Below are 26,429 nucleotides of genomic sequence, written 5' to 3'. Positions count from 1 at the left end.
ATGCGGCGATTACCCTGTGTCTCACATCGCTCTCCCAGATAAATGTTGGTCGCGCCCTGCAGCGTTAGGCCCGGCGGTTGACCCGGCACGGATCGGCCGCGGCGCGACGCCGGTATCGGTCATGACGACGGGCTCGATCGTCCCGTCGGCGGCAAAGACCATGCGGTCGACCGCGATCTGCCGGTGCTCGCCGCGATCGGTGTCGAGCGGCCGGCGGTGATAGGCGATGTACCAGTCGTCGGTGCCGGGCACGTTGACGACCGAATGATGCCCCGCGCCGCGCGCGATGCGCAGGTCCTGCGACAGGATCTTGCCCTTCGGCGTGAACGGCCCGGTCGGGCTCGGCGCGGTCGCATAGGCGACGCTATAGTCCGGCCCGGTCCAGCCGCCCTCCGACCACATCAGATAATAGACGCCGCGACGTTCGATCATGAACGACCCCTCGACATAGCCGGGCGGCGTGATCTCCTTGAACATCGTCCCGTCGGGAAACGGCAGGACGCGTTTCAAGTCGGGGCTCAGCCGCACGACGTTGCAATGCTGCCAGCCGCCATAGAAGAGATAGACCTGCCCGTCGCGATCCCGGAACGCGAACGGGTCGATCGGCTGCGCACCGTTATGGAACGCGCCGACCAGCGGCTTGCCGAGTGCATCCCTGAACGGACCGCCCGGCGTCGTGCTGACCGCAAGCCCGATCCCGCCGAGCTCGCTATCGCTCTGGATGTCGTTCGCGCTGAAGAACATGTAATAGCGCCCGTTCGCCTGGAGCACCGACGGCGCCCAGATAGCATAGGCGGCCCAGCCCGCGTCCTGCACGTCGAACACGCGGCGATGCTTTGTCCAGTGCACCAGGTCCGGCGAGGAAAATGCGTCGAAGAAGGTCTGCATGCCATAGGACGGGCGGACCGTCTTGCGCAGTCGGGCGGCCTTTTGCGCGGGCGTGAACCGGCTCGGCGCGACCGGCTTTCCGGCATGGTCGGAATAGGTCGGGTAGATCCAGTATTGCCCCGCGAACACGCGGATCTCGGGATCGGCATACCAGCCCGGCACGATCGGGTTGGACGCGGTCGCCGCTCCGCAGGCGAGCAGCCCCGCCAGCGTCAGGGCCCGGCGCAGGACGCGGGGATATCTATCAAAAAAACGGTGGCTCCGCGAAGGAGCCACCAGGGGAGAGGAAGGTTTTGGACCCGCCATCAGAAGTTGAACGACACGCCGACATAGGCACGGCGCCCGAAGTAATTCCGATAGACGAAGCGATCCTTGGTATCGTTGCCGAGATGCTGGCTCTCTTCCGACTTGGTCAGGTTGATGATCGAGGCGGTGATGTTGAGCCGGTCGGTCAGCGCGTAGGCGGCGTTGAGATCGACCTGTTCATAGGGGCTGGTATAGACGTTCAGCCCCGACTGGAGCCCGCCGACGACCTCGCCGCGGCGGTTGTACGACGCGCGGACCAGCACCTTGCCATGCTCGTAGAAGACCGAGGCGTTCATCTGCGTCTTCGCGCTCCCGACCAGCGCGGACGAGCCGACCGACTGGCCGTCGAGCGTCACGTCGGCGACCGACGTGTCGTTATAGGTGAAGTTGACCTGCGCACCCAGCCCGAAGGACAGCGTGTGCTGCGCATAGAGCTCGACACCCTGCGACCGCGCATTCGATCCGTTCGCGACCGTCGAATAGGGCTGGATCAGCACCTGTTCGCCCGCAACTTCGCGCGTGACGTTCAGCACCAGCGGCACGACGAAATCGGACACGTCCTTGCGGAACAGCGTCGCGCCCAGCACCGAGCCGCGATGGAAATACCATTCGATGCCGGCGTCATACTGCCATGCCGAGAACGGGTTGAGCTCCGAATTGCCGCCGCTGCCCGACCAGCCCTCGAACTCGCCGAACTGGCCGCGGTCGAACGCATATTCGGGCGAGCGATAGGTCAGCGACCGTTCGGAGCCGAGATTGGCGAAGGACGGCCGTGAAATGACCTTGGCGACCGCACCGCGGACCAGCAGGTCCGGGGTGATCTCGTACGAGATGTTGAAGCTCGGCAGCCAGTCCGTGTAGGTCTTGGTCTGGTCGGCCCGCGTGTTGACGATCGTCTCGCGGACGCTCAGCGGCAGGACCTGGCAATTGCCGTCCGCGCCCAGCGGGCGGTTCGGATCGAACGAACCGTTCGGCCCGTTGACGCAATAGTCGTTCAGATACTGGAGCCGGTCGGACGTGTTGCCCGACTGACGCGTATTGGCCATGCGCACACCGATATTGCCGCGCAGACCGCCAGTGCCAAAGTTCGCCTGCGCGTAACCGGCGAACACGCGCTCGCCCAGATCATAGACAAAGTCGCGCTCGTTGACTCGGACCGCGTCGCCATAGGTCGCGTTCAGATAGCTCAGATATTTGTCGAAATTGATCCCCGGCACGACGTTGGCGTTGAACCCGCCCTTGATGTTGCCGATCGGATTTTCATAAAAGAATTCCGGCCGCGCGACCGCGCCGGCCGCGGTATCCTGATAGCGGATCTCGTTGGCCGCATCCGCATACCATTCATTGCGCCCGGTCTCGCGGTGGATGCTCAGGTCACGCCATTTGCCGCCGATCTGCACCGACTTCAGGAACCCGTCGAACCGGCGCGTCAGGTCGAGCTGGAGATACCGCTGCGCCAGGTCGCTGTTCGTGAAGCTCGAATTGGTCGATCCGACGTCGATCTGCGCGATGCCGTTGCGGATGTTCTGCTGCAATTCGGGCGAGAAGGTGAAATCGGCGATGCCGTTCGAAATGTCCCAGTTGCTGACCAGATTGCCGTTCTGCTCCTGGCCGGGGATCGTCAGCCGCGGCTTGGAGGCGACGCTGAACCGCGTCGACGGGCCGCCGCTTGACTTGGTCTTGCCGAGTTTCAGCACCGCGTCGAACCGGTCCTGGCTGTACTTCACTTCGGTTTCGAACGTGTTCGAGACCTGCTTTTCGCGGCTGTACGTGCCGCCGATCTGCGGCGTCTCCATCGTGCACGGGGTCGCACGCGCGAGACAGCCCGTCCCCGCCGCCGGGACCGCGAAATTGGCCGACTGGAAGATCGTCCCGCTCTTGTCGAGCGTCGCGCCGGTGAAGAAGTCGTTATAGCCCCATTCGGGGATCTTCAGATTATTCGCGGTATAGTCGCTGCTATAGCCGAAGCGGAAATAGTTCGAGGTGACCGTGACATTCTCGAACGGACGAAACTGCGCGGTCGCCTGGATGCCATAGCGTTCGCGTTCCTGGTCGAACACCTGCGCATTCACCGACTGCGGCGCCCAATAGCCCGAATAATGCGTGCCGTCGCGCGCGGTCGTGCCCTGCCCCGGCCAATAGGAGATCGCGTCGTCATTGGCGAAGGGCTTGCCGTTGACGTCGGTCGCGGGCGTCAGGACATTGCCCTGCGCGTCGCGGTCGCTCCACCACAGCCAGCTTTCCGAGCTGCTGCGCAGTTCGCGGTTGGTCCGCTTCTGCCACACGCCGCCGACCAGCAGGCCGAACGTCTCGTCCTCGTTCTTCCACGACAGCTGTCCGCCGAGCTGCGGCTCGAACTTCTCGGTGGTGTCCGAATAGGTGCCCTCGGTCGAGACGAAGCCCGACCAGGCCGGGACGTCGAACGGCTTGCGCGTGTTGAGGATGATCGTGCCGCCGACACCGCCTTCTTCCAGCCGTGCCTCGGGCGACTTGTAGACCTCGGTGCTGGCGATAAAGCTCGACGGCAGCAGGACATAGTTGAACGACCGTTGCGGATCGCCGCTGTCCGCGCCGGCCAGGAAGTTGCCGTTGAGCAGCGTCAGCGTCAGGTCGGACTGGAGCCCGCGGATGCTGACCCGCGCGCCTTCGCCGCCGTCGCGCGTGATGACCACGCCCGGCACGCGCTGCAGCGCGTCGGCGACGTTCTTGTCGGGGAACTTGCCGATATCCTCGGCGGTGATGACGTCGACGAACGCGTTGGCTTCGCGCTTCTGGTTCAGGCTCTTCTCGATCGAGCGGCGATAGCCGGTGACGACGATATCCTGCTCACCCGCAACGGCCGACGCGGTGTCCGCCGTCTGGCCCGAGGGCGCGGTCGCCGTCGATGCGGGCGTTACCGCGTCGGGCGCTCCGGTCGTGTCGCCGGTCTGCGGTGTCGTGGCGGCTGCGGGCAATGGCGGCGCGACCTCCTGCGCGCCCGCCGTCCCGGCCAGCGCCGCGCTCAGGCTTGCGCCCGCGAGCAGAAACCGCAGCGCGCGGCGGCGATGCGACGGAACGGCATATATTGTCTTGGTTGCGCTCATCAGACTTCCCCTTTTCGGCGTGCGGGACGTCCTTGCCCCCTCACGTCTCCCTGCCGATCGCGTGCCTGCCCCCGTATTCGGGTGGGACGTCCGGTTCATCGGATCATCACGGTACGTCGTCTTTGCTTGCCTATTTGCCAATTATAAAAGTAAATTGTCAAATGGATTATGCGGAGCAGATTTATGCCGTTTCGGTCTCAACATTCGCAACATTCGCCGCGGCTCGGAACTTGGCCGAACCGGCACCAAATCTGCTGACCGTTCGACCGACGGCGCGCCGTCTTGCCAAATCGCCCCGCAAACTGAATGCTGTCGTCTTCAACTCGGCCGGTATCAGCACCCGGCCTTGCCGCTCCGGCCCCAGACTCCGGAGCCCCTTCCCCTCCCAGACCGGGTGACCGCCATGCCAATGCTCAAGCGTCTCTGCCTCGCCGGATCGGCGCTCGCCCTGCTCGCCACCGGCCCCGCCCCCGCCCAGACCGCACAGCGACCGAGCGACTCGGTCGATCCGCTGATCGGCACCGGTGGTGAGGGGCATACCTTCCCCGGCGCCGTCGCCCCGTTCGGCATGGTCCAGCTCTCGCCGGACACCGACACCTCCTGCGTCCTCCGCGACTGCTATCCGCACGCCGCGGGCTATCGCTACGACGACCCGACGATCGTCGGCTTCAGCCACACCCATTTCTCCGGCGCCGGCCATTCGGATCTCGGCGACGTGCTGGTCATGCCGGTCGCCGGCGACGACGTGCCGATGGACCCGGGCACGCCCGCCGCCCCCGGCTATCGATCGCGCTTCTCGCACGCCACCGAAACCGCGAAGCCCGGCTATTACGCTGTCACGCTCGCCGATCGCGGAATCCGCGCCGAAATGACGGCCGGCTCGCGGGTCGGCGTGCACCGCTACAGCTTTCCCGCGGGCAAGGCCGCGCATCTCGTTCTCGACCTCCGCTCGTCGCTCTACAATTATCCCGGCAAGATCCTGTGGTCGGGGCTGCACCTGCGCGACGACGGTGTCCTGACCGGCTTTCGCGAAACCCGCGGATGGGCACCCGGGCGCAAGCTCTTCTTCGCGATGCGCTTCTCCTCCCCCCTGACCGGCCACGCGCTCGTCAACCGCGAGACCGCCATTCCCTACAAGGGGTTCCAGGGGCCGGGCCGCGACAGCGATGCGCTCGCCGAAAAGCTCGGTCAGGCGCTCGAGGCCCGTCTCGATTTCGGCGTCCTGACGAAACCGCTCGAGGTGAAGGTCGGGATCTCAGGCGTCGACGAAGCCGGCGCGCTCGCCAATCTCGACGGTGAAGCGGGCGGCTTCGACGATATCCATGCGCAGACCCAGGCTGCCTGGGACACCGCGCTCGGCGCCGTCACGTTCGAGGCCGAGGCACCGATGCGCCGCATCTTCGCCACCGCGCTTTACCACAGCCTGCTCGCGCCGAGCATCTGGAGCGACCGCGACGGCCGCTATCGCGGGCCCGACGACCAGATCCACCAGGCGACCGATTTCACGGTCCGGTCGACCTTCTCGCTCTGGGACACGTTCCGCGCGGAACACCCGCTGCTTACGCTGATCCAGCCGGAAAAGACCAACACCGACATCGTCCGCTCGCTGCTTGCCAGCCAGACGCACAGCCCCGACGGCATCCTCCCGGTCTGGCAGTTTGCCGGGCGCGAGACGTGGACGATGATCGGCTATCACGCCGTCCCCGTCATAGCCGACGCCTATATGAAGGGGATTGGCGGCTTCGATGCCAATGCGGCGCTGGACGCTATGGTCGCGAGTGCCGACCATGCCAGCTACGGGGGTCTCGGCGAGTATATCGCGCGGGGCTATGTGCCGATCGACAAGGAACCCGAAGCCGCCTCCAAGACCGTCGAATATGCCTATGACGACTGGACCATCGCGCGGATGGCGCGCAAACTCGGCCGGTCCGACATCGCCGCGCGCTTCGAAAAACGGGCAGGCAACTGGCGCAACAGCTTCGACGCGTCGTCGGGCTGGCTCCGCGCGCGCAAGACCGACGGCCAGTTCCGCACCCCCTTCGACCCGACCGCGATCAACTACGGCTCCGACTATACGGAGGGCAATGCGTGGCAATATAGCTGGTTCGTGCCGCAGGATCAGGCGGGGCTGTTCCGCCTGCTGGGCGGCGACGCCAGGACGATCCGGAAGCTCGATGCGATGTTCGATTTCGACCTGTCGAAGATCGACTATAGCCATGCCGAGGACATCGCCGGGCTGATCGGCCAGTATATCCACGGCAACGAGCCGAGCCATCACGTCGCCTATCTCTACAGCTATGCCGGGGCGCCCTGGCGGACACAGGAGCGGCTGGGGCAGATCGTCGCCAGCCAATATGCCGACACGCCGGCGGGTTTGAGCGGCAACGACGATCTCGGGCAGATGTCCGCCTGGCTCGTCTTCACCGCGCTAGGCTTCTACCCGGTCGCGCCGGGCGCGAACGAATATGTCATCGGCCGCCCCTTCCTGCCCAAGGCGACGCTGATGCTGCCCGGCGGCAAGCAGTTCGTGATCAGCACGGATAATCTCTCGACCGCCAATCGCTACGTCCAGTCCGTCACCCTGAACGGCCGGCCCCTCACCCGCGCTTATCTCCGCGATGATGAGATCAGGCAGGGCGGCGAATTGCGGTTCGTGATGAGCGCCCGGCCAAACCGGCAATGGGGGAAGAGCGCATCGTCGCGCCCGTTCTCGACCTCGACCGCGGTTTCAAGCCCCCCGACGCGGCGCTAGCGCGAGCGCCGTCGGGAGGTGCGTGCGGTGGCGGCGGTCTCGCCCGCTTCCAGCGCACGCCAGCGCGCAAAGCGTTCGGGCGTCAAAGTGCCCGCGTCGATCCCCGCGCGCACCGCACAGCCCGGCTCTCCGCCATGCGCGCAGTTCGAGAACCGGCAATCCTGCGCGGCAAGGGTAAAGTCGTCGAACACTTCCGCGATGCCCGCGGCCGCGTCGGACAATTGCAATTCGCGCATGCCCGGCAGGTCGAGCAGCCAGCCACCCTGGTCGAGGCGATGCATCTGGCGCACCGTCGTCGTATGCCGCCCCGTCCCGTCATGTTCGCGGATCGCCTGGGTGGCGATACTGGCGGATCCGCGCAACGTGTTGACGAGCGTCGACTTGCCGACGCCCGACGACCCCAGAAAGGCGACGGTCTTGCCGATACCGCACCAGGCGGCGAGCCGCGCCACAGCGTCAGGTTCGCGGCCGTCGACGGTCTCGACGATCAGCCCGGGCTCGATCGCGCGAACCGCGTCCACATAGGTCTCCGACGTGTCCGTCAGGTCGATCTTGGTGAGGATCACGACCGCATCGACCCCGACCTCGCGTGCCAGCACGAGATAGCGCTCCAGCCGTGCGACGCTGAAATCCTGGTTGCACGACGCGACGAGGAACACCGTGTCGACATTCGCGGCGATCATCTGCTCACCGCGCGGATCACCCGGCGCACGGCGCTTGAACAGGTTCTTGCGACCGAGCACACGAAGAGCTTGCGCCCTGTCCGCGCTGGTCAGCAGCCAGTCGCCGACGGTCGGGTGATCGTCCAACGGCGTGGCACCGGCGATATAGGGCGACAGATCGCCGGCCCAGCCCGACCCTGCCACGGCAATCTGGCCGCGGTGGACGGCCATGACCCTGGCGGGATGACAATAGGCGGCTTCGGCGGCCGAGATCTGGTTCTCGAAATGTGCGTCCCAGCCAAGCTGTTCCAGGGTCTGATCAGCAGAATCCATAAGGGTGCAGCAGCATCTTTCCTTGCGGGCCGGTCCCCGGCCCTCCCGTCTACGATCCGGTCGTATACGCCGATAGGAGGCGGTTACCAGTCGCACCCACGATCAAAACGCTGCTAATTGCGCCCTTTCGTCTAAGCCGCCGCGCTCGCATTCAGGCGAGCCGCGGAAATCCGTACCCGGATCGGGGCCAGGTATCAGACCGCGCGACCCACGAGATGCCCGATCGCGGCCGTTGCGGCCATCGCCGCCGCACCCCAGAACAGGACGCGAAGCGCCGGGCGCCACGGGCTTGCGCCACCCGTTCGCGCCCCGACCATGCCCAGCAGCGCAAGGAAGACCAAAGTCGCTGCCGTCACCGCTAGCAGCCGGTGTGGCGCAGGCGTCAGGATGGCCACCAGCAGCGGGGGTATCGCGCCGGCGACGAAGCTGACAGCGGACGCGAATGCCGCCTGGAGCGGGCGGGCCATGACGATTTCGGAGATGCCAAGTTCGTCACGGGCATGCGCGCCGAGCGCATCATGCGCCATCAATTGCCGCGCGACCTCGCTCGCGATCGTCGCATCGAGACCGCGCGCCACGTAGATCTGCGCGAGCTCGTCATGCTCATGCGCCCAGTCGCTGGCGAGTTCGCCGTGCTCGCGCGCCAGATCGGCAGCCTCGTTGTCGGCCTGCGAACTGACCGACACATATTCGCCCGCGGCCATCGACATCGCCCCCGCGACCATAGCCGCCGCGCCGGCCACGAACACGGCGCCGGTCGTTGCGCCCGACGCGGCGACGCCCGCGATCAGGCTCGCGGTCGACACCATCCCGTCATTTGCGCCGAGCACCGCGGCACGAAGCCAGCCGCTCCGCAATACAAGATGACGTTCGCGATGCGCACTCATGGCAGTATCCTGATGGTTTCGCCGAGCGTCGCCACCGTCATGCCGAGCTTGCGGACGATCAGCCGGTTCTGCGCGACCCGGGCATCGGGTGACAGCGTCAGCCACTGATCGACCATCATGCCGCCGCGCATACGAAAGGCCAGATGCAGGCGATTGCCGACCGCCTCCCCCGTCACCGGTCCGGACGCGTCAGTCAACGTGCCCGTGTAGCGCCGATGCCCGAGCGGAACGATCCGCCATTGCCGATCACGCGGCGGCTTGCCCTGTTGCTCGATATGCTGGTCCAGGATCAATGTTCCGTCGGGAGCGACGCGACCGACGCTCGCGACATGCGTCCGGACCGGCGCCCGAAATGCGATCTTGAGCACGCCCGTGCCGTCCAGCCGCCCGGCGAAGAACCGTTCAGCGACAAAGGCCGGTTGCACGGCGATCGACGCGGTGCTCGGCCCACCCGCGCAGGCGCACGGCAGCAGCGCAAGCGGCACTGCAACGAAAGTCGTCAGACGGGGAACCGGGATCATCCTCTGCTTCATCGCCATCCTCGTCGTCGCATGCGCCGCAGGCTCTCAGTCCGCGTTCTAGCTCTCGCGCCAGGACGTTGCGTTCGGCCGTTCTCCCGGAGCTGGCAATATGTATCTACCCACCCCGCCCGCGGTACGCGCTGCTGATCGTCGAACTGCCTGACGAACCCCATAACCAAAGCGGCATTTTAAACTGTGCACATCGCGCGCCTGCCCGTCTATCTAGCATGATGAAGCATAGGCCTCCGGCCGGCGCGATGCCGGCACGCGATCTGTCGGCGGTCATGGAACGCATGCGGCCGGCGCTCATGGCGTTCTTCGTCCGTCGTCTCAGTGATCCCGTGCAGGCGGAAGATCTGATCCAGGATCTTTTCATCCGCATGGCGACGATGAGGGGGCCGGCCACCGACAATCCTGAAGGCTATATTTTCCAAGCAGCCGCCAACCTGTTGCGCGATCAATATCGACGTGATGCGACCAGGTACCGATATCAGCAATCACGAGCGACCGATGCTGACCTCGGCGTCGATCCGATCGACGCCGAGCGGTTGCTGTCCGCGCGGCAGAGCGTCGGGTGCGTCGCGCGCACGCTGGGCGGCCTGCCTGACCGGACCCGCCAGATCTTCATACTCTACCGGTTGGAAGGCATGCAGCGTAAGGCGATCGCCGATGCGTTCGGCATTTCCGTGAGCGCGGTCGAGAAGCATATCGCCAATGCAATGCGTGCGCTGCTTGCCGCCATGGGAGACTCGTAATGACCGCGCCGCAATCCGATGCGGACACCGTCATCGACTGGTGCCTGCGGTTATCCGACGGGCCCTTGTCGCCGAAGGAGCGCACCGACCTGCACGCGTGGTTGGCCGATGACCCCCGCCGGGGCGAGCGCTTGGGCGCAGCGCTTGCCGCCTGGGACGCGGTTGAGGAAAATGCCGACGCTCCCGAGATGCTCGCGCTACGCCGCGAAGCGCTCGGTGCCGTACATCGCGCGGGGCAGCGTCGCTGGATCCGGACGCCGATGGTGTCCCGACCTGTGGCTTGGGCGATCGCGGCTGTGCTCCTGCTTGCGCTGTCGCTGGGCTCGCTGGCGTGGCGCCACGGCGGCCGCGACGAATATCGCACCGCGATCGGTGAGCGACGTGTCATCGCGCTGGCCGATGGCTCGCGTCTGTCACTCGACGCCGACAGCATGGTCACGGTCGCCTTTAGCCCGCAACGCCGCGACATCGTCCTTGAGAAGGGCCGTGCGCGCTTCAAGGTCGCAAAGGATCCGCTGCGCCCGTTCGCCGTACGCAGCGGGCGAAACGTGGTGATCGCAACCGGGACCGAGTTTTCGGTTGAAAGGCTCAGCCGCGAAACGCGGGTCGCGCTGTTCGAGGGTCGGGTCGCGGTGTTGCGTGATACCCCCCAGGGGCAGATGAACGAGGTCGTTCGGCTGGGTGGGCACCAGCTGACCGCAGAGCGCGCGCTGACCCCGGGGCATGAGATCGGCCTGCCGGTATCGGGGTCCGTCGGATCCGTGAACTCATCGATCGGAAACGACGGCTGGGGCGCGGAGCAGGTGAGTTTCACGTCGGAGACACTCGTCGCCGCCGCCGAACGCATGAACCGCTATGCCCAGCGCCGCCGGATCATTGTCGATCCGGGTGCCGCGGACATTCGCGTCAGCGGGGTCTTCAACAATGGCGATGTCGATGCCTTTGCCGACGCAATCGCCACAACCTTCCCGGTCGATGCTGCCGTTAAGGGCGAGGCGATCCGCTTGAGCCGTCGTCGCTAAAATCGAGATAAACCGAAATTATAAGATAATTTTCGTAATGAAGTGAGTATTCGGCACCCTCGCACGTCACAAAAGTATAACAGAGTAAGAGGGGCGATCGATGATGTTAAGGGACCGACGGATTCTTGGCGTAAGCTGCGTGGCAATCGCTACGGTGATGGCGGTCTCTCCGGCACAGGCGCAGCGGGTGGTTCGGGTCGACATCAAGGCGCAGCCACTCGGCCCGGCGCTGCGGTCGCTCGGCCGCCAGATGCACGTGCAGATGGTGTTCGACGAAACCCTCCTCGCCGACCGCGTATCCCCGTCGATCACCGGATCGATGACGCCGGACGTGGCGATCGACCGGCTCCTGCAGGGCAGTGGTCTCGTCACGTCGCGAACGGGACAGGGCGTCTATGTGATCGCACGCCCCGCCGCGCTGACGCGCGTGGCGATGACGGGGTCTCAATCACAGGTTTTGCCGCAACGCCCGGCGAACCAGCCCGACACGGAACAGGACGACACGACGGGCCCGACGCCGCCTGGTGGCGACATCGTCGTGACGGGATCGCGCATCCGGTCGAAAAACCTCGTCGAAACCGCGCCGGTGACCAGCGTCAGCCAGGCGGACATCAAGCTGCAGGCGGCCTTCAGCGTCCAGGAGGTGCTGAACCGCGTTCCGGCGATCAAGAACAATGACACCAATTTATCGAACGGCAACGGGCGCCAGCAGTTCGATTTTCACGGCCTCGGGACGAACCGGACGCTCACGCTGATCGATGGTCAGCGGATCGGTGTCACCGAAGGCATCGATGCGTCCGTCGTACCGGTCGGACTGATCGAGCGCGTCGACCTTCTGACCGGCGGCGCATCTGCCGTCTATGGCTCGGACGCTATCGGCGGCGTGGTGAACTTCATCCTCCGCAAGGATTTCGAGGGCGTTAACGCGAACGTCAATTACGGCTTCTATAACGCCGACAATCGCGACAACATCGCCGCGCAGGCTGCGCGTGCCGCAGGCTTCGCCGTGCCCAGCGGCATGGCCAATGATGGCGGCCGGTTCGACGCCAATATAAGCATGGGCAAGAATTTCGCCGGCGGCCGCGGCAACATCTCGCTCTTCGGGGCCTATAGCCAGGTCGAGCCTGTCCTGGCGTCGTCGCGATCGTTTTCCGTCTGCCCGATCACCTTGTCGGGGCAGTCGGTCGTCTGCGCCTCACCGTCCTCGGCAACGCCGGCGGGCTATTTCCAGGCGCTGTCCGGGCCGGCGCAGAACGGCTCCGGTTTCACGAACGCGGCGGGTGGGGGTCGCGAATTCGTCCCGTTCACGGGGGCCAACGGCTATAACTACAACGACAGCTTCTATTTCCAGCGCGAGAACAAGCGATACAACGGCGCCGTCTTCCTCAACTACGAGGTTTCCCCCGCGCTGCAGCTCTATGCAAACGGGCTCTATCTGAGGTCCGAGTCGCGGAGCCAGTCGGATCCCGCCACGATCCAGCCCGGCTCGATCCCCTATGACATCAACTGCGACAACCCGCTTCTATCGCAGCAGCAGGCAGGGGCTTTGTGCGGTAATGCCGCGGGGACGGCAACGAACGTCCGCACCGATGTCCGCTACCGCTTTACTGACGCGCAGTCGACGCTGTCATCCAACGAGATCTATCGCGCGGTGGCGGGGTTTCGCGGCGATCTGGGCAGCGCATGGCATTATGACGTAGGCGGCGTTTATTCGACCACACTCTACCGCCAGCAACAGCTCGGCCGCATCGACCCCGCCAAGGTCGCCACCGCACTGCAGGTGGTCGACGTCAACGGCACGCCGACCTGCGCCGCGGTGGTCAGCGGATCCGACCCGAGCTGCGTCCCGCTCGACATTTTCTCCACCAACGGGCCCAGCGCCGCGGCCGTCGACTATCTGTCGTTCGCGCAAGGCGGCGGCGTGTTCCGCGAGCGGTATGAGCAATGGGTGGGCAATGCCAACGTCACCGGCGACCTCGGCGAATATGGCATCAGAAGCCCGTTTTCGACCAAGGGGATCAACATCGCGGTTGGCGGGGAATATCGGTCGAGCGGCTATCGTTCGCGCCCCGACGCCGCCTATCAGGCTGCGTTCGGGTCGACGCCTTCGACATTGTCCAACAACGCGGTCGACCTCTACGGTGAGGTCAACGTGCCGCTGGTCAGCGATCGCCCCCTGATCCGCGACCTTAGCATCGGCGGCGCGATCCGTGGATCGAAATATTCCGGCGTCGAGCGGGTGCGGTCGACATACAAGATCGACGGCAGCTGGCGGCCGATCGAGGACCTGCTGTTCCGGGCGAGCTACAACAAGGCAACCCGCGCACCGAGCATCTACGAACTCTCGTCGAACGCCAACGCCAGTTACGGCGTGCTCGACACGAACACGCTGGGCGATCCATGCGCAGGGACGAGCCCCGTTGCGAGCCGCGAGGTCTGCGCGAGCACCGGCGTGACCGCCGCCCAATATGGCGCGATCCAGCAATGTCCGGATTTCCTGTGCACTGTCCGCAACGGTTCCGAAGGTCTGGTGACGCCCGAAGTCGCGCACACCTACACCTACGGCCTCGTCCTGACGCCCCGCATGTTGCGCGGTTTTTCCGCGACCGCCGATTATTACAGCATCGAGATCCAGAACGGCATCGGCTATTACCGCGCGATCGACTTCCTGCAGACCTGCGCGAACACCGGCTATGATTTCTTCTGCGGACAGCTCAAGCGCAACGCCGACGGGACGCTGTTCAGCAACGCCGGAGCAGCAACGGGCTATATCAACCAGGGATACAGCAACCTTGGCCGAACGAATGCCCGCGGGTTCAACTTCTCTGCCAATTACGACACGCGGATGGGCAACTGGGCGCGGTTCTCCACCAGCTATGTCGCGACGCTACAGACCGCCAAGGGCGGTGATCTCGGCCTCCCCGACACCGACTTCAACGTGGTCGGGCTGTTCGGGCCCTATGCCGGGCAGGGCTATCGCCGGTATCAGCACAATTTCCGGTTTACGCTCAGCTCGCCCGAAGCTGCGCAGACCCAGGGGCTGGTCTCGGTCAACTGGAGGCATAATTCGGGGCTGAAGAACTCGCGCCTCGATGGAAATCCGATCTTCGGCGAGGACGATCCGAGCGTGCCGGATGCATATAAGTATCTGCCCGCCTATGACGTGTTCGACTTGAGTGGGAGCGTCACCGTATCGCGGGCGCTGACGCTGAGACTGGTCGTCAACAACGTGCTCAACAGGGCGGCGCCGGTTCGTCCCAGCCCCCCGCTCGAGGCGGCGGAGCGCGTCAACACCTCGCCTTCGGTCTATGATGCGCTCGGCCGGTCTATCAACATCGGGGCGACCCTGGATTTCTAGGGCCGTAGCCAGGCATGGCGGCGCCACCGGACGCGCCGCCATGCGGGAAGGGAAAGCATGACGGGTCAACCACCGGGCGTCGCCGACGCATTCGCCAGCGTATCACGTCGCCGCGTGATGGCAGCAGGGACCGGTTCCATGTTCGCCGGTCTCTTCACGGGGCTGGGCGCCGCCGAAGCCAGCGTCCCCGTTGTGAACGAGCGCCACCGGATCACGGCGACCGAGCCCGCGAGCGAGTGGCTGCTCGGGCATCCCGTCGGTAACGGCCGGCTCGCCGCGATGATGGGCGGCGGGGTCGTACGCGACATGCTATCGCTCAATCACGATACACTGTGGAGCGGCCAGCCCGACGTCAGCCCCGGGCATGCGGTCAGCGATCGAGACAATGCCGATCCTCGGAATCGGGATGCGCTCGCTGCGGTGCGCCGCGCCGTGTTCGCCAATGATCCGGTCAGTGCCGATCAACTGAGCCATGCTCTCCAGGGGCCATTCAGCGCGAGCTATGCACCGATGGCGGATCTCCACCTCAAGATGGATCATCGCGAAGCCCCGCAGGACTATCGCCGGACGCTTGACCTCGATCGCGCGGTTGCATCCGTCACGTATCGCTCTGGCGGGACAGGCTTCGGCCGCGACCTGTTCGCCTCGCACCCCGATGGCGTGATCGTGCTGCGGCTTACCGCGGATCGACGCGGCATGATCAATTGCCGCCTGATGCTGACGAGCAAGCTGCGCGCGACGGCGACGGCTACCGCACAATCAGGCAGCAACCAGATCACCCTGCTCGGCAAGGCGCCCACGCAGAGCGAGCCCGATTACCGCGATGTCCCCGATCCCATTCGATATTCGGATAGCCCTGGTCGGGGCATGGCGTTCGCGACGATCATGTCGGTCGAAACTGATGGCGGCGCAATCACCGCGTCGGAGGGCGCGCTGCACATCCGCGGCGCCACAATCGCGATCGTCCGCATCGCCGCCGCCACAGGGTTTCGCCGCTTCGACCTCGCGCCCGACATACCCGTCGCCGCGGTCCGCGCTTCGGCCGAACGCGACCTCGCGGCTGCCAGACGTCATGACTATACGACACTAGTTAAGCGTCACGTCAGCGATCATCAGGCGCTCTACCGCCGCGCCTCGCTCGAACTCAACGGCACGATCGGGGACGGCGATACACCGCGTGCCGAACGCCTGTTCCAGCTCGGCCGCTATCTCCTCATCGCCAGTTCCCGTGCCGATACCATGCCGGCCAATCTCCAGGGTGTGTGGAACGCCACCGTGCGTCCGCCCTGGAGTTCGAACTACACCACCAACATCAATCTGCAGATGAACTATTGGCTCGCCGAGAGCTGCAATCTCGCAGACTGCCATCTTCCGCTGATCGATCACATCGAGCGGCTCGCCGTCACCGGCGCGCGCACCGCGCGGCAATTCTACGGAATGCCGGGCTGGTGTGTGCATCATAACAGCGATTTGTGGGCGATGAGCAACCCCGTCGGCGCGGGCGTCGGCGATCCGAATTGGGCGAACTGGCCAATGGCGGGCCCATGGCTGGTACAGCACGTCTGGGATCATTATCGCTTCAGCGGCGATCGCGACTTCCTCAAGACGCGTGGCTTTGCATTGATGCGAGGCTGCGCCGAATTCTGTGCAGCCTGGTTGGTTCGCGATCCACGAAGCGGCCATCTCACGACCGCCCCGTCGATCTCGCCTGAGAACCTGTTTCTGACCGCGACCGGCAAGTCCGCCGCGATCTCGGCAGGCTGTACGATGGACCTCGCGCTGATCCGCGAACTGTTCAAGAATTGCATCGCGGCCATGGCGGTCATTGGCGATGTCGACGGGCTCACGGCGCGGCTCGCCGGGTTGCTGAAGCAACTTGAGCCCTATCGCACCGGCCAATATGGCCAACTTCAGGAATGGGCGACCGACTTCGCCGAGCAGGACCCAGGCCACCGACACATCTCGCATCTCTATCCGCTCTATCCCGGCGATGCGATCGACCCCGTCCGGACGCCCGCGCTCGCCCGGGCTGCACGCGCGTCGATCGCGCGCCGCGAGGCGCATGGCGGTGCCAGCACGGGCTGGAGCCGTGCCTGGGCGACCGCGGTCTGGGCCCGGCTGGGTGACGGCGCGCAGGCCGGGCGATCGCTTTCCGCGTTCATCGCCAACAGCGTCGCAGCGAACCTGCTCGACACGCATCCGGCAAAGCCACGGCCCGTGTTTCAGATCGATGGCAATCTGGGCATCACTGCGGCGATCGCGGAGATGCTGCTACAGAGCCGCGAAACCGAGATCGCGCTGCTGCCTGCGGTCCCCCCGCAATGGACCAGCGGTCGCGTCGTCGGGCTCCGCGCGCGGGGCGGTCACGAGGTCGCGATCGCATGGAGCGATGGCCATGTCGACGCGACGGTAATTGCCGCCCACACGCGCCTTTCGGTCCGATTGCCGTCAGGGTTCGAACCGCTCAAGATTGTTCACCGGGGGACGATCGTCAGGTTCGAGCAGGATGCACAGTCTATCACGTTCGAGACTGTGAAGGGCCGACGCTACGACGTCGCGCTACGCAGAACCGCTCCGGGCGTCGCCAGCAGCACGCCACGCGAGAGCGATGCCACATGACCCGAAACGTTCCAGGAGTCCCCATGTCGATCATCACCCGCCGCGCTATGCTTGCCTCGGGGCTCGCCTCCGGCCTGGCATCGACAGCGTCGTCTAGCGGCTCGTCGCGCAAGCCATCGCCCGGAACTTCACCCGCGCCCTGGGGAGCAACCCCCTCCCCGCGCCAGCTGGCCTGGCACGCACGCGAGCAATACGCCTTCGTCCATTTTTCGATCAACACCTTCACCGATCGCGAATGGGGCTATGGCGACGAAGACCCCAAATTGTTCGCACCAACCGACTTCTCGGCGGATCAGATCGTCGGAGCGGCCAAGGCCGGCGGCCTGCGCGGGATCGTGCTTACCGCCAAGCATCATGACGGATTCTGTCTGTGGCCGACGATGCTGACCGAGCATTGCGTCAGGAACAGCCCGTTTCGTGATGGTAAAGGCGATGTGGTCCGCGAATTCGAGCAAGCGGCTAGGCGCGCCGGCCTAGACTTCGGCCTTTATCTGTCACCCTGGGACCGCAATCACGCCGAATATGGCCGCCCCGGCTATCTCGACTATTACCGCAAACAGATCGTCGAACTCTGTACGCGCTACGGCCAGCTGTTTGAATTCTGGTTCGACGGCGCCAACGGCGGCGACGGCTATTATGGCGGCGCCCGCGAGACACGGAAGATCGACTCCGAGACCTATTATGACTGGCCGTCAATCTTCGCCTTGGTGCATCAGCATCAGCCCATGGCCTGCACCTTCGAACCGCTGGGGTCCGACGTGCGGTGGGTCGGCAACGAAGATGGCGTCGCCGGCGATCCGTGCTGGCCGACCATGGCCAACCGCAAGCCAAGCCAGGCGGACGGCAACGCCGGTCTTCGCAACGGCCCCTTATGGTGGCCCGCCGAAACCAACACCTCGATCCGCCCGGGCTGGTTCTACCACGCCGACGAGGATGCGAAGGTCAAGGATCCTGAGCGGATGCTGCAATTGTTCGACGAATCGATTGCGCGTGGCACCAATCTGATCCTGAACCTGCCACCCGACCGGCGCGGGCGTTTGGCCGATCCCGACGTCGCCGTTCTGCAAGCATTCGGTACCGCGCAGCGCGCAACGTTCGCGGACAATCGTGCGACCGGCGCGATCGCGTCGGCCGATCACGTTCGCGGGCCGGGCTTTGCGGCGGCCAATGTGCTCGATCGTAACCCCGCAAATTATTGGTCGACCCCCGACACCGTCCACACGCCGAGCCTTGTCCTCGACCTTCCGCCCGGCCGCAGCTTCGATCTCGTCCGGATCCGGGAGTTCCTGCCGCTTGGCGTCCGCGTCGACCGCTTTGCGATCGACGTCGATCGCGGCAAGGGGTGGTCGGAGATCGCATCGGGCACGTGCATCGCCGCACAGCGCGTCGTCCGCCTGCCCGCGCCCGTCGTCGCACGACGGCTGCGCCTGCGGATCGTCGCCGCACAGGCGTGTCCGGCGATCAGCGAGATCGCGCTGTTCCGCCAGATCGCGCCGATCGCGGTGGCGCTGCCCGCCGCGCGTAGCCGCGATGTGCTGCAGCCCTCCGAGATATCGATCGTCTCGGCATCGGGACAGACTGCCGGCGCCGTGCTCGACAATGAATCGAACACAGTCTGGCAGGTTCCCGTTGCGTCGACTGCGGATCGGCCGACCGTCACATTCAAATTGACCACGCCTCAGCACTTGGCTGGCTTCATCCTGACGCCCTCGCGCGCGGTGATGACGGATACCGCGCCACCGAAGCGATTCCTTTTCGAGACAAGCCTCGACGGGAGGACATGGGTCAAGGCGGCTGCCGACGAGTTCTCGAACATCGCCAACGCGCTCTCGCCGCAACGCATCGTCTTCGACACGAAAATCGACGCCGTCTACGTCCGCATGACCTTCATCGGTCTTGCATCCCCCAGGACGCATATGGCCATCGCCGGCATCGACCTGTTTCGATAGAGGGTTGGCAGGCGCGATACGTATCCCGCCTGCGCCCGTCGCTCATCCGCGGATGAACGCCAGCATGTCAGCGTTGATGACGTCGGCGTGTCATGTGGATAGCCTGGATAGGTCTTGAGCCTGCCGCCCATCGGGTACCAGTTCCGGCAAGGGGTGCGACCCGATCATCTTCGCCACGATCACCAGCACAGGCTGGTCGGCGATGCGCACGACCAGGCGTTGCGAGACTATTGGAAGAGCGAATACGACTTTGTCGATGTCGATTCGACCGCCAGCAGCTTCGATCCGAGGACGGGCGAGCGACGCCTTTCGATGACGGGTAACGCGCGCATGGATTGGACCTCAGGCTGGTATCCAACCGACGGGATGGCGAGCGGCTGTCGTGCTGATTTCGCCCGCGACGCCGGGCGCGACCGTGATGCGCCGTACGCCGTCCCCTATCCACTGCATACACGCACGGTGGAAACGATCCTGTTGCCGCAAGAACGATATCGCCAGGACAGTCGCGGGCATCGAACATCGCCGCCGTGTCACGTTAAAGTTCGGCATGTTCACCGCGAAGCGCACCCGCCGACGAGTTCGCAGCCTATGGCGTATCGCCCTGAGATGGGCCGCATCGCCGGCGCTCATGATCACCCACCCACGCGTAGATCACAGTATCAGGACCGGTAGGACGCTCGACGCTGGAAGTGGCGGTCTTGTTCAGGACAGCAAATCTGTGTCCCCTGCCCTCAACAAGAGGCACAATTCCCGAGCTGGTCGGGGCAGTTTCAGTGCTCGTTGGAACGCCGGTCTTCGGCCGGCGTATAATAGCGCGCGATATCCGCTTCGGTGAGGGCATGACCGCTCGACTCTTCAACAAGCGCGGCGATTTCGCCATTGGTCTTCCCGGCGTTGCGCAGCTGCTCGATCTCGTCGCTTACCATGTTGATGAAGGCGGGGACCGGGAACCGTTCCTCACCCAGGCCCAGTGCATCACGCATGTGTTTTTGCGCACGCAAGGCTTCGGGAAGCGTGAACGCGATATCATCAGCCATCGAACGTGCCTTTCATGGACTAGATATGGTCGGGGGGCATTGGCCCCCCGACACCGAAACGCTTATGCGGTGACCGCTTCCGCTTTGACGTTCACGCTCGACGTTGCCATCGCGGTCAACTTGTCGTCGGTCGCATATTCCTCATCGAGCGTTTCTTTCAGGATCGCAGCGATATCGGCGCGGCCGAGCTGGTTCGCCCAAGCGATCAGCGTGCCATAGCGCGTGATCTCGTAATGCTCGACGGCCTGTGCCGACGCGATCAGCGCGGCATCCAGAACGGCTTTGTCCTCGATCTCGCCGGCGACTTCGTTGGCTTCCTTGATGATGCCGTCGATCGCTGGGCAGGTCACGGCCTTCGCCTTTTCGCCCAGCAGGTCGAAAATCCGCTCGAGGCGCGTGATCTGCCCTTCCGTCTCACGCAGATGGGTTTCGAAACCCTGCTTCAGGGCTGGCGCCGTTGCCTTGGCCACCATCTTCGGCAGCGCCTTGGTGATCTGGTTTTCCGCGTAATACACATCCTGCAACTGGTGCAGGAACAGGTCGTCGAACGTCACGATATCTTTGGAAAACAGGCCCATGATAGTATCCTCGCTAAGCAAATGGCTGCGAAGCAGACTGCTCCGGCACCGCCGCAACGCGCCGGCTCGGGGGTAAGTTTCGTTCGGGTCGGCGCAGCCTTCACGCCAGTCCGATCGGTGGCGGCGTGTTGATCCTCGACGCCGGTCCGGTTGTCGCTCGGCTGATCATGCCGGCAGTCAAGTCGGGCATAGGAACGATCGGAAGAGCCCCCATCTAGCGTCGCATGACCAATAGCATTCTTCATCTCGGGCTCATGGAAGACGGGGAGATCGAGCTCGATCTGGCCGCCCTGGAACTCGCAGCGCTCGATCATCCCGGTATAGATCTCGATGAATATATCGACGAGCTGGCTGGCATAGAATTGGCCCTGCGCGCTGCGGACGGCGACGCAGCAGGCAGCGTCGCTCAGGCCCAGACCCTGCGCAGCGTCATGGTCGAGGATTTCGGATTCTCCGGCGACCGCACGCATTACGACGATCCCCAGAACGCGGACCTGATCGCTGTCGTCGATCGACGGCTCGGTCTGCCGATCAGTCTGTCGATCCTCTATGTGGCAATGGCCCGACGCCTTGGATGGTCGGCGATGCCGCTCAACACCCCCGGTCACGTCCTGGTCCGCCTTGGCGACGCACCGGATGCGCTGATCATCGATCCCTTCAATGACGGTCGCATCGTCGCCCCCGAACAGGTGGAAGCCTTGTTGGAGCAGATGACGGGCCAGACACGGTTTTCCGACGGGATGCTGCCACTGTCGAACCGATCGGCGCTTGTTCGACTGCTGCTCAACCAGGCGACCCGCGCCGAGCAGGCCGGCAATCCCGCGCGCGCGCTAGTCCTGTACGACCGCATGACGATCGTGGCGCCCACGCACGCCCATGGTTGGTGGGAGCGAGCCAGACTTCAGCTTGTCGAAGGAGATGTTGCCGGCGCCCGCAACAGTCTTAGCGCGATGCTCGAGATTTCCCGGGACGACGATTTGCGCCTGCAGGTGTCGGCAGCGCTCGATGCCCTTCCCCGACCAACGCCCTCGTGAACGTCACGGTGGACTGGCTCTACCCCAAGCCCTCCTTGGGAAGGCCTCTGCCCGCAAGAAGATCGTCTAGCTTTAGTATACCTTTAGCTCGCCAGCTTCGTGATCCCTGGTAGCTTCGCCGCGCGGAGCTTGCTTAGCAGATCGCGTGCTTCCACGGGGGCCGACTGTTTGAACAGACTGAACAGCGCGCCATCGTCCAAACCGCTGATGTCAAACCCGATCGACAAGGCAATGGGCTGACGAAGACGAGCACCGGGCTGCGCCTCGAGGACGAGTACGAACCACCGCATTCCGACAGGCGGCTGTCCGATATTTTCGGCGAACTCCCCTGCAACGGCTTGGCGTATCCGGATGCGTCGATCAGGATTATTGTCGAACCAGGCCGCGTCCCCGTGCGTGGCCACCTCTGCGATGCGGTCGTCGATCGAGCGGGGTGTACTGATCATCATGAGGTCCTGACATGCGCCATTGCGGGGCGGCCTGTACCGGGCCTGGTCGCATTGGCAAATGGCGGATGCGCACACGGGTTCAGCTCAGGCACCGCGATGCGCGCCTTCGATGCTGTCCAATGCCGAGAAGGGGCGCGCCCTCAGGAACGCCCCGTCTCTTCGAGCCAGCAAATCAGAGAGGGTTACGCCGACGCGACCTTGGCACGCGTCGATGTGTGACCGCCGGACCGATACAGCACATCGGCTGCATCCTCGGGAGCGACCCCTGCCCCGGCGGTATCGACCGACACGAACACGCCACCTTCGTTGATGCGACCCTCATAATAGCTGGCATCGACCCGACTGACGCCATGATCCGTCATGACTTTCTCCAGCCCCCCGACGGCGCCACCGAGCGCCGCACCGACGACGGCAGCACCGGGGATCGCTGCCGACGCGATCGCGCCGGCTGCAACGAGGGGGCCGACGCCGGGTATTGCGAGCGCCGCGATACCGAGCAGGGTCCCGATACCAGCGCCGGCTGCGACCTTGCCGACAAACTCCTGCGTGTCGCCGTTGCCGTCTGTCGTCGTGTTCTTGCCATCATGCTGCGCCACGATCGAAATCGCGCTGTCGTTTACGCCCGCAGCGCGCAGCTCTGAAACGGCGCGCTCTGCATCGGCGTGATTGTCGAAAACGGCTGATACGAGGGTCGTGCTCATGATGATTCCTGTCGACAGTTCGGTTTGCTCACGGATCTAGAAGCGGTGTCGAAGGATGTTCGTTCCGGATATTGAGGGTTAGCGAAGCGGTAACCATGAAAAGCAGCGTCGCGACACAGGACGCTGTGGGTGGGATAGACCATGCCCGTAGGCAGCTGCGACTCAAGTGTCGCTTTTTCCCTTTCGCCATTGTCGCATCGCGGCGTCATATCGTTGACGCTCGGCTTCGACTGCAGCCTCTGCCGCGCCGACGTCTGCGCGGTGTTGTTCTTCAAGCTCACGTCGCTCGCGGGCCAGTTTGGCCTCCCGGTCCGCCAACCCCTTCATCCTGCCGCCGTAATCGGCCGCCACCGTCTCCAGCGCAGCCTCCGCCGCCTCGAGCTTCGCGCTGCTGGGCTTCGGTTTCGGTGCAGACTTCGGTTTTTGCGGCTGTTCGGACGTTTCGGGGCGCGCCGAAACATCTCCCCGCGCTGTCCGCAGTTCGGGGGCCGGCATGGCCTTGATCTGCTCCGCGGTCGTGCCCCGAGAATGCTTCACGACCACGCCTGGCGACGCCAAAGGCTCTGCGGTCAGCGCGGGGTCTGTGACGAGCTCAGCTATCCCTCGCGCGAACAGGTCTCGCTCGCTGCCCCAGGCCTCGAGGGCAGCCTTCTGAGTCGTTGCAGCGACATAGGCATCATTGAAGCCAGCGACCGTCCTGTAAACCTTCAGCTTTTGCGCACGAGCCATGCGAATTGATACCGCGCTCAGTGCTGAAATAGAAGTTGGCGCCGGTCGCCCTTCCGGTACCGGCGCCAATGTCCACCTCCGGGCTTACCGGACAGGGATCTCGCTCGGCTGTTTGTGGCATCGTCGGACCGGTCACGACCTGCCTAGACACTCCTAAGCGGTAAGCGAAGGCGGCACGTCGATGTGCCTCGTCTTAAGCGTGGTTCTGATGTCAAAGCTTGCATTGCGTTACATTGCTTCAGCGGCATGAGAATCTTATAGGAATTCAAGACAGGCCCCGCCACATCTAAGTATTTCATAGATGATGAAGTGGCGATTAACTGTATAGGCTTGCGTCTATAAGCGGCTGAACTGCGATAAGCACCAATTTTTTGCTAAAGTTCTAGGCGATTTTTGCGATTATCAAGCGTCTTATTGTTGAACCGCAAATCACACTTCCTGCGATGGACGCGAGATGTTCGCCGATCGGCGGAGGATGACATCGGGGCGACAAATCACGATGTCGATCACGCGAGACCGCTAGGAATTCTGAGGCCCCGCTGTACCCGCCCTTGACCTAACGGTGCCCGGCGACCGACAACCGGCGAATGATCAAGCCTCTCGTCGCCACCGTCGCGCTGTTCGCGCTCGCTACTGGAACCGCAGCGCAGACCGTGCCGACGCAGCAGGTCGGCAGCGCCACGCTCTCTGGCGTGCCCAGTATCCCCGTTGAGGTGCGCGAGGCGGTGCAGCGCTATCAGAATAGTCGGGCGGCACAATTCGAGGATTGGCTGCCGGACGGCTCGATGCTGATCGCCACGCGCTTTGGCGCGACGCAGCAATTGCATCACGTCGCTACCCCCGGTGGCGCACGCACACAGATCACGTTCGGTGCCGAGCCGATTGCCGCCGCGACGACGATCCCCCGCAGCGATCGTTTCGTGATGACGCGCGACACGGGCGGTGACGAGTGGTTTCAACTCTATACGCGCGGCCTCACCGGTGTAGCCACGCCGGTGACCGAAGCCGGCACCCGCAACCAGTCGCCGGTTTTCAGCAAGGACGGCGCGCTGATGGCATGGGCGCGGGCGACCAAGGGCAGCGCCGCTTATGCAATCCTGGGGGTCGACCCAAAGGCGGGCGGCAACCCGCGCTCGCTTTACCAGTCCGACGGCGCGGTGGCGCCCGCCGATATCGCGCCCGACGCCGCGCGGTTGATCTTTGTGCGCAGCCTCTCCAACCGTGAGGATCAGCTGTTCGAGCTGGATCTCAAGACCGGCAAGGCGGGCCGCATCGCGCCGAAGGCTGACGCTGCCGTCTATGCCGACCCACGCTATCTGCCGGGCGGACGGAAGCTGATCGCCATCTCCGATTCCGGCAGCGACACGCGCCGACTGGTCGAGATAGATATCGCCAGCGGCGCGCAGACGGTACTGACGCCGAACCTGAAATGGGACGTCGAGAGCTTCGATCTGACGGATGACGGGCGCGTGCTCGCCTATTCCGTGAACGAGGACGGCTTCTCGCGCGTGGTGGTGCAGGATCGGGTCACCCGCCGCGCGCTACCGCAACCGGTGCTGCCGCGCGGCGTCCTGACCGCGCTCAGATTTTCGCTCGACGGCAGAAATCTGGCGATTGGCCTGACCTCGGCCACTTCCGCCGGTGACGTGTGGAGCTGGGGCGTGACCGGAGGCGGCCTGACACGCTGGACCGAGTCGGAGCTGGGCGAACTCGATCCCGCCACGCTTGCCGAGCCCGAGCTCGTACGCTTCAAGTCCTTCGACGGCCTGTCTGTCCCGGCGTTCGTCTATCGGCCCAAGGGCTTGCCGGCAGGCACGCGGACGCCGGTGATCATCGACATCCATGGGGGCCCGGAGGCGCAGACGCGCCCGATCTGGAACTATGGCGCGCAATATTTTGCCGATGTGTTGAAGGCGACGGTGATCCTTCCCAACGTCCGCGGCAGCGACGGCTATGGCAAGCGCTACCTCAACCTCGACAATGGCGTGAAGCGCGAGGACTCGGTCAAGGATATCGGCGCCCTGCTCGACTGGATCGGCACGCAGCCGGGCCTCGATGCAGGCCGTGTCGCGGTTTATGGTCAGTCCTATGGCGGCTATATGAGCCTTGCCGTCATGACGCATTATTCGGACCGGCTGGTCGGCGGGGTCGAGCGCTACGGGATCAGCAACTGGAACACGTTCCTCCAGAACACCGAGGCCTATCGTCGCGACAATCGCCGCGCAGAATATGGCGACGAGCGCGATCCGGCGATGCGCGCGGTACTAACGCGGGTGTCGCCGTTCACGAATGTCGCGCGGATCACCAAGCCAATGTTGGTGATGCAGGGTGCCAACGACCCGCGTGTACCCCAATCGGAATCGGACCAGATCGTGGCGAGCCTGCGCGCAAACGGCAACGACACTTGGTATGTGGTGTTCGCCGACGAAGGGCACGGCTTTCTCAAAAAGCCGAACAACGATCTGCGGCGCGAGGTGGAAACCGTGTTCCTGCGGCGTCTGTTTGAGCGGTAGCGGGGGGGATAGGCTTGGGAGGAATGTGCCCGCGCGCCTTTGCGATGTTGACGCACAGGCAGACTTTGATGCCGCTGCTTCTGCTGCTTGCACTCAGACATCGGTCTAGGTTGGCACGCCGTGCTCCTTCGTCGCTTGCAGTACGAACACCGAGAACGCCAGCGTGACGCCTGCGATCATAAGGATGCCTTGGAACGTCAGGGGCTAGCCGTGCGCTTGCCCTGCCCGGCTCGTCACTGCGCTTGCCGCCGAC

At 64.5% G+C, this 26,429-nt stretch carries 19 protein-coding genes; 9 read left to right on the top strand and 10 right to left on the bottom strand.

The window, feature by feature from the left end; genetic code table 11:
* Window positions 1-21 precede the first annotated feature (21 nt).
* On the bottom strand, window positions 22-1,164 hold the full coding sequence (locus IFT71_RS16360) for a glycoside hydrolase family 43 protein (protein ID WP_342212677.1): 1,143 nt from the start codon (window positions 1,162-1,164) through the stop codon (window positions 22-24).
* Window positions 1,165-1,193: 29 nt separating this feature from the next.
* The gene (locus IFT71_RS16355; RefSeq protein ID WP_192142207.1) at window positions 1,194-4,277 is read right to left on the bottom strand and encodes a TonB-dependent receptor; all 3,084 of its coding nucleotides are present in this window, start codon (window positions 4,275-4,277) and stop codon (window positions 1,194-1,196) included.
* A 403-nt stretch (window positions 4,278-4,680) separates the two neighbouring features.
* Between IFT71_RS16355 and IFT71_RS16350 the strand changes: the two genes are divergently transcribed.
* Window positions 4,681-7,029, top strand: a complete 2,349-nt coding sequence (locus IFT71_RS16350) for a GH92 family glycosyl hydrolase (protein ID WP_244655001.1) — start codon at window positions 4,681-4,683, stop codon at window positions 7,027-7,029.
* On the opposite strand, the gene rsgA is transcribed toward IFT71_RS16350, so the two are convergent.
* The 3 genes from rsgA to IFT71_RS16335 all read right to left on the bottom strand — a co-directional run bounded on the left by rsgA (window position 7,026) and on the right by IFT71_RS16335 (window position 9,444).
* Window positions 7,026-8,024: a ribosome small subunit-dependent GTPase A gene (gene rsgA, locus IFT71_RS16345; RefSeq protein WP_192142205.1), complete on the bottom strand. Its 999-nt coding sequence runs from the start codon at window positions 8,022-8,024 to the stop codon at window positions 7,026-7,028. The genes IFT71_RS16350 and rsgA overlap by 4 nt on opposite strands.
* A gap of 194 nt (window positions 8,025-8,218) precedes the next feature.
* Complete coding sequence (locus tag IFT71_RS16340; protein WP_192142196.1) at window positions 8,219-8,911, bottom strand: VIT1/CCC1 transporter family protein; 693 nt, start codon at window positions 8,909-8,911, stop codon at window positions 8,219-8,221.
* Window positions 8,908-9,444 carry a DUF3833 family protein gene (locus IFT71_RS16335; RefSeq protein ID WP_192142194.1) on the bottom strand — a complete coding sequence of 179 codons (537 nt, stop codon included), beginning with the start codon at window positions 9,442-9,444 and terminating at the stop codon, window positions 8,908-8,910. Before IFT71_RS16335 ends, IFT71_RS16340 begins: the two co-directional genes overlap by 4 nt.
* 245 nt (window positions 9,445-9,689) lie before the next feature.
* Between IFT71_RS16335 and IFT71_RS16330 the strand changes: the two genes are divergently transcribed.
* From IFT71_RS16330 to IFT71_RS16305, 6 genes are all read left to right on the top strand, one after another.
* Complete coding sequence (locus IFT71_RS16330; RefSeq protein WP_107934410.1) at window positions 9,690-10,187, top strand: RNA polymerase sigma factor; 498 nt, start codon at window positions 9,690-9,692, stop codon at window positions 10,185-10,187.
* A complete protein-coding gene (locus IFT71_RS16325; protein WP_192142192.1) occupies window positions 10,187-11,209 on the top strand; it encodes a FecR family protein in 1,023 nt (340 codons plus the stop codon). Before IFT71_RS16330 ends, IFT71_RS16325 begins: the two co-directional genes overlap by 1 nt.
* A 139-nt stretch (window positions 11,210-11,348) precedes the next feature.
* Window positions 11,349-14,567 (top strand): TonB-dependent receptor domain-containing protein, encoded by a 3,219-nt coding sequence (locus IFT71_RS16320; protein WP_192142190.1) that lies wholly within the window; start codon window positions 11,349-11,351, stop codon window positions 14,565-14,567.
* A gap of 138 nt (window positions 14,568-14,705) precedes the next feature.
* Window positions 14,706-17,186: a glycoside hydrolase family 95 protein gene (locus IFT71_RS16315; RefSeq protein ID WP_244655000.1), complete on the top strand. Its 2,481-nt coding sequence runs from the start codon at window positions 14,706-14,708 to the stop codon at window positions 17,184-17,186.
* A 23-nt stretch (window positions 17,187-17,209) separates the two neighbouring features.
* Window positions 17,210-19,135, top strand: a complete 1,926-nt coding sequence (locus tag IFT71_RS16310; RefSeq protein WP_197976199.1) for an alpha-L-fucosidase — start codon at window positions 17,210-17,212, stop codon at window positions 19,133-19,135.
* Between the two features lie 114 nt (window positions 19,136-19,249).
* Window positions 19,250-19,807, top strand: coding sequence for a hypothetical protein (locus tag IFT71_RS16305; protein WP_192142186.1), 558 nt, complete (start codon window positions 19,250-19,252; stop codon window positions 19,805-19,807).
* Between the two features lie 98 nt (window positions 19,808-19,905).
* On the opposite strand, the gene IFT71_RS16300 is transcribed toward IFT71_RS16305, so the two are convergent.
* Together IFT71_RS16300 and IFT71_RS16295 are read right to left on the bottom strand one after the other, a co-directional pair.
* Window positions 19,906-20,172 (bottom strand): hypothetical protein, encoded by a 267-nt coding sequence (locus IFT71_RS16300; protein ID WP_031439200.1) that lies wholly within the window; start codon window positions 20,170-20,172, stop codon window positions 19,906-19,908.
* Between the two features lie 62 nt (window positions 20,173-20,234).
* Window positions 20,235-20,750: a YciE/YciF ferroxidase family protein gene (locus tag IFT71_RS16295; RefSeq protein ID WP_031393879.1), complete on the bottom strand. Its 516-nt coding sequence runs from the start codon at window positions 20,748-20,750 to the stop codon at window positions 20,235-20,237.
* Between the two features lie 224 nt (window positions 20,751-20,974).
* Between IFT71_RS16295 and IFT71_RS16290 the strand changes: the two genes are divergently transcribed.
* Window positions 20,975-21,784: a SirB1 family protein gene (locus tag IFT71_RS16290; protein WP_192142184.1), complete on the top strand. Its 810-nt coding sequence runs from the start codon at window positions 20,975-20,977 to the stop codon at window positions 21,782-21,784.
* 83 nt (window positions 21,785-21,867) lie between these two features.
* On the opposite strand, the gene IFT71_RS16285 is transcribed toward IFT71_RS16290, so the two are convergent.
* The 3 genes from IFT71_RS16285 to IFT71_RS16275 form a co-directional block, all read right to left on the bottom strand.
* Complete coding sequence (locus IFT71_RS16285; RefSeq protein ID WP_192142182.1) at window positions 21,868-22,230, bottom strand: hypothetical protein; 363 nt, start codon at window positions 22,228-22,230, stop codon at window positions 21,868-21,870.
* Between the two features lie 185 nt (window positions 22,231-22,415).
* The gene (locus IFT71_RS16280) at window positions 22,416-22,934 is read right to left on the bottom strand and encodes a general stress protein (RefSeq protein WP_051916334.1); all 519 of its coding nucleotides are present in this window, start codon (window positions 22,932-22,934) and stop codon (window positions 22,416-22,418) included.
* Window positions 22,935-23,096: 162 nt separating this feature from the next.
* Complete coding sequence (locus IFT71_RS16275) at window positions 23,097-23,663, bottom strand: hypothetical protein (RefSeq protein WP_192142180.1); 567 nt, start codon at window positions 23,661-23,663, stop codon at window positions 23,097-23,099.
* A 587-nt stretch (window positions 23,664-24,250) separates the two neighbouring features.
* On the opposite strand from IFT71_RS16275, the gene IFT71_RS16270 reads away from it, so the two are divergent.
* Window positions 24,251-26,176, top strand: coding sequence for a S9 family peptidase (locus IFT71_RS16270; RefSeq protein ID WP_192142178.1), 1,926 nt, complete (start codon window positions 24,251-24,253; stop codon window positions 26,174-26,176).
* Window positions 26,177-26,429 lie beyond the last annotated feature (253 nt).

This window comes from Sphingomonas sp. CFBP 13733, assembly GCF_014841795.1.
Classification (GTDB): Bacteria; Pseudomonadota; Alphaproteobacteria; order Sphingomonadales; family Sphingomonadaceae; genus Sphingomonas; species Sphingomonas aerolata.
This window is presented reverse-complemented; position numbering and strand designations above follow the sequence as displayed.

What these genes read in the sequence shown, in the direction of transcription:
- IFT71_RS16355 (WP_192142207.1), bottom strand. Translation starts at nt 4,277, where the DNA reads ATGAGCGCAACCAAGACAATATATGCCGTTCCGTCGCATCGCCGCCGC.
- IFT71_RS16350 (WP_244655001.1), top strand. Translation starts at nt 4,681, where the DNA reads ATGCCAATGCTCAAGCGTCTCTGCCTCGCCGGATCGGCGCTCGCCCTG.
- rsgA (WP_192142205.1), bottom strand. Translation starts at nt 8,024, where the DNA reads ATGGATTCTGCTGATCAGACCCTGGAACAGCTTGGCTGGGACGCACAT.
- IFT71_RS16340 (WP_192142196.1), bottom strand. Translation starts at nt 8,911, where the DNA reads ATGAGTGCGCATCGCGAACGTCATCTTGTATTGCGGAGCGGCTGGCTT.
- IFT71_RS16335 (WP_192142194.1), bottom strand. Translation starts at nt 9,444, where the DNA reads ATGAAGCAGAGGATGATCCCGGTTCCCCGTCTGACGACTTTCGTTGCA.
- IFT71_RS16330 (WP_107934410.1), top strand. Translation starts at nt 9,690, where the DNA reads ATGCCGGCACGCGATCTGTCGGCGGTCATGGAACGCATGCGGCCGGCG.
- IFT71_RS16325 (WP_192142192.1), top strand. Translation starts at nt 10,187, where the DNA reads ATGACCGCGCCGCAATCCGATGCGGACACCGTCATCGACTGGTGCCTG.
- IFT71_RS16315 (WP_244655000.1), top strand. Translation starts at nt 14,706, where the DNA reads ATGTTCGCCGGTCTCTTCACGGGGCTGGGCGCCGCCGAAGCCAGCGTC.
- IFT71_RS16310 (WP_197976199.1), top strand. Translation starts at nt 17,210, where the DNA reads ATGTCGATCATCACCCGCCGCGCTATGCTTGCCTCGGGGCTCGCCTCC.
- IFT71_RS16300 (WP_031439200.1), bottom strand. Translation starts at nt 20,172, where the DNA reads ATGGCTGATGATATCGCGTTCACGCTTCCCGAAGCCTTGCGTGCGCAA.
- IFT71_RS16295 (WP_031393879.1), bottom strand. Translation starts at nt 20,750, where the DNA reads ATGGGCCTGTTTTCCAAAGATATCGTGACGTTCGACGACCTGTTCCTG.
- IFT71_RS16290 (WP_192142184.1), top strand. Translation starts at nt 20,975, where the DNA reads ATGACCAATAGCATTCTTCATCTCGGGCTCATGGAAGACGGGGAGATC.
- IFT71_RS16285 (WP_192142182.1), bottom strand. Translation starts at nt 22,230, where the DNA reads ATGATCAGTACACCCCGCTCGATCGACGACCGCATCGCAGAGGTGGCC.
- IFT71_RS16280 (WP_051916334.1), bottom strand. Translation starts at nt 22,934, where the DNA reads ATGAGCACGACCCTCGTATCAGCCGTTTTCGACAATCACGCCGATGCA.
- IFT71_RS16275 (WP_192142180.1), bottom strand. Translation starts at nt 23,663, where the DNA reads ATGGCTCGTGCGCAAAAGCTGAAGGTTTACAGGACGGTCGCTGGCTTC.
- IFT71_RS16270 (WP_192142178.1), top strand. Translation starts at nt 24,251, where the DNA reads ATGATCAAGCCTCTCGTCGCCACCGTCGCGCTGTTCGCGCTCGCTACT.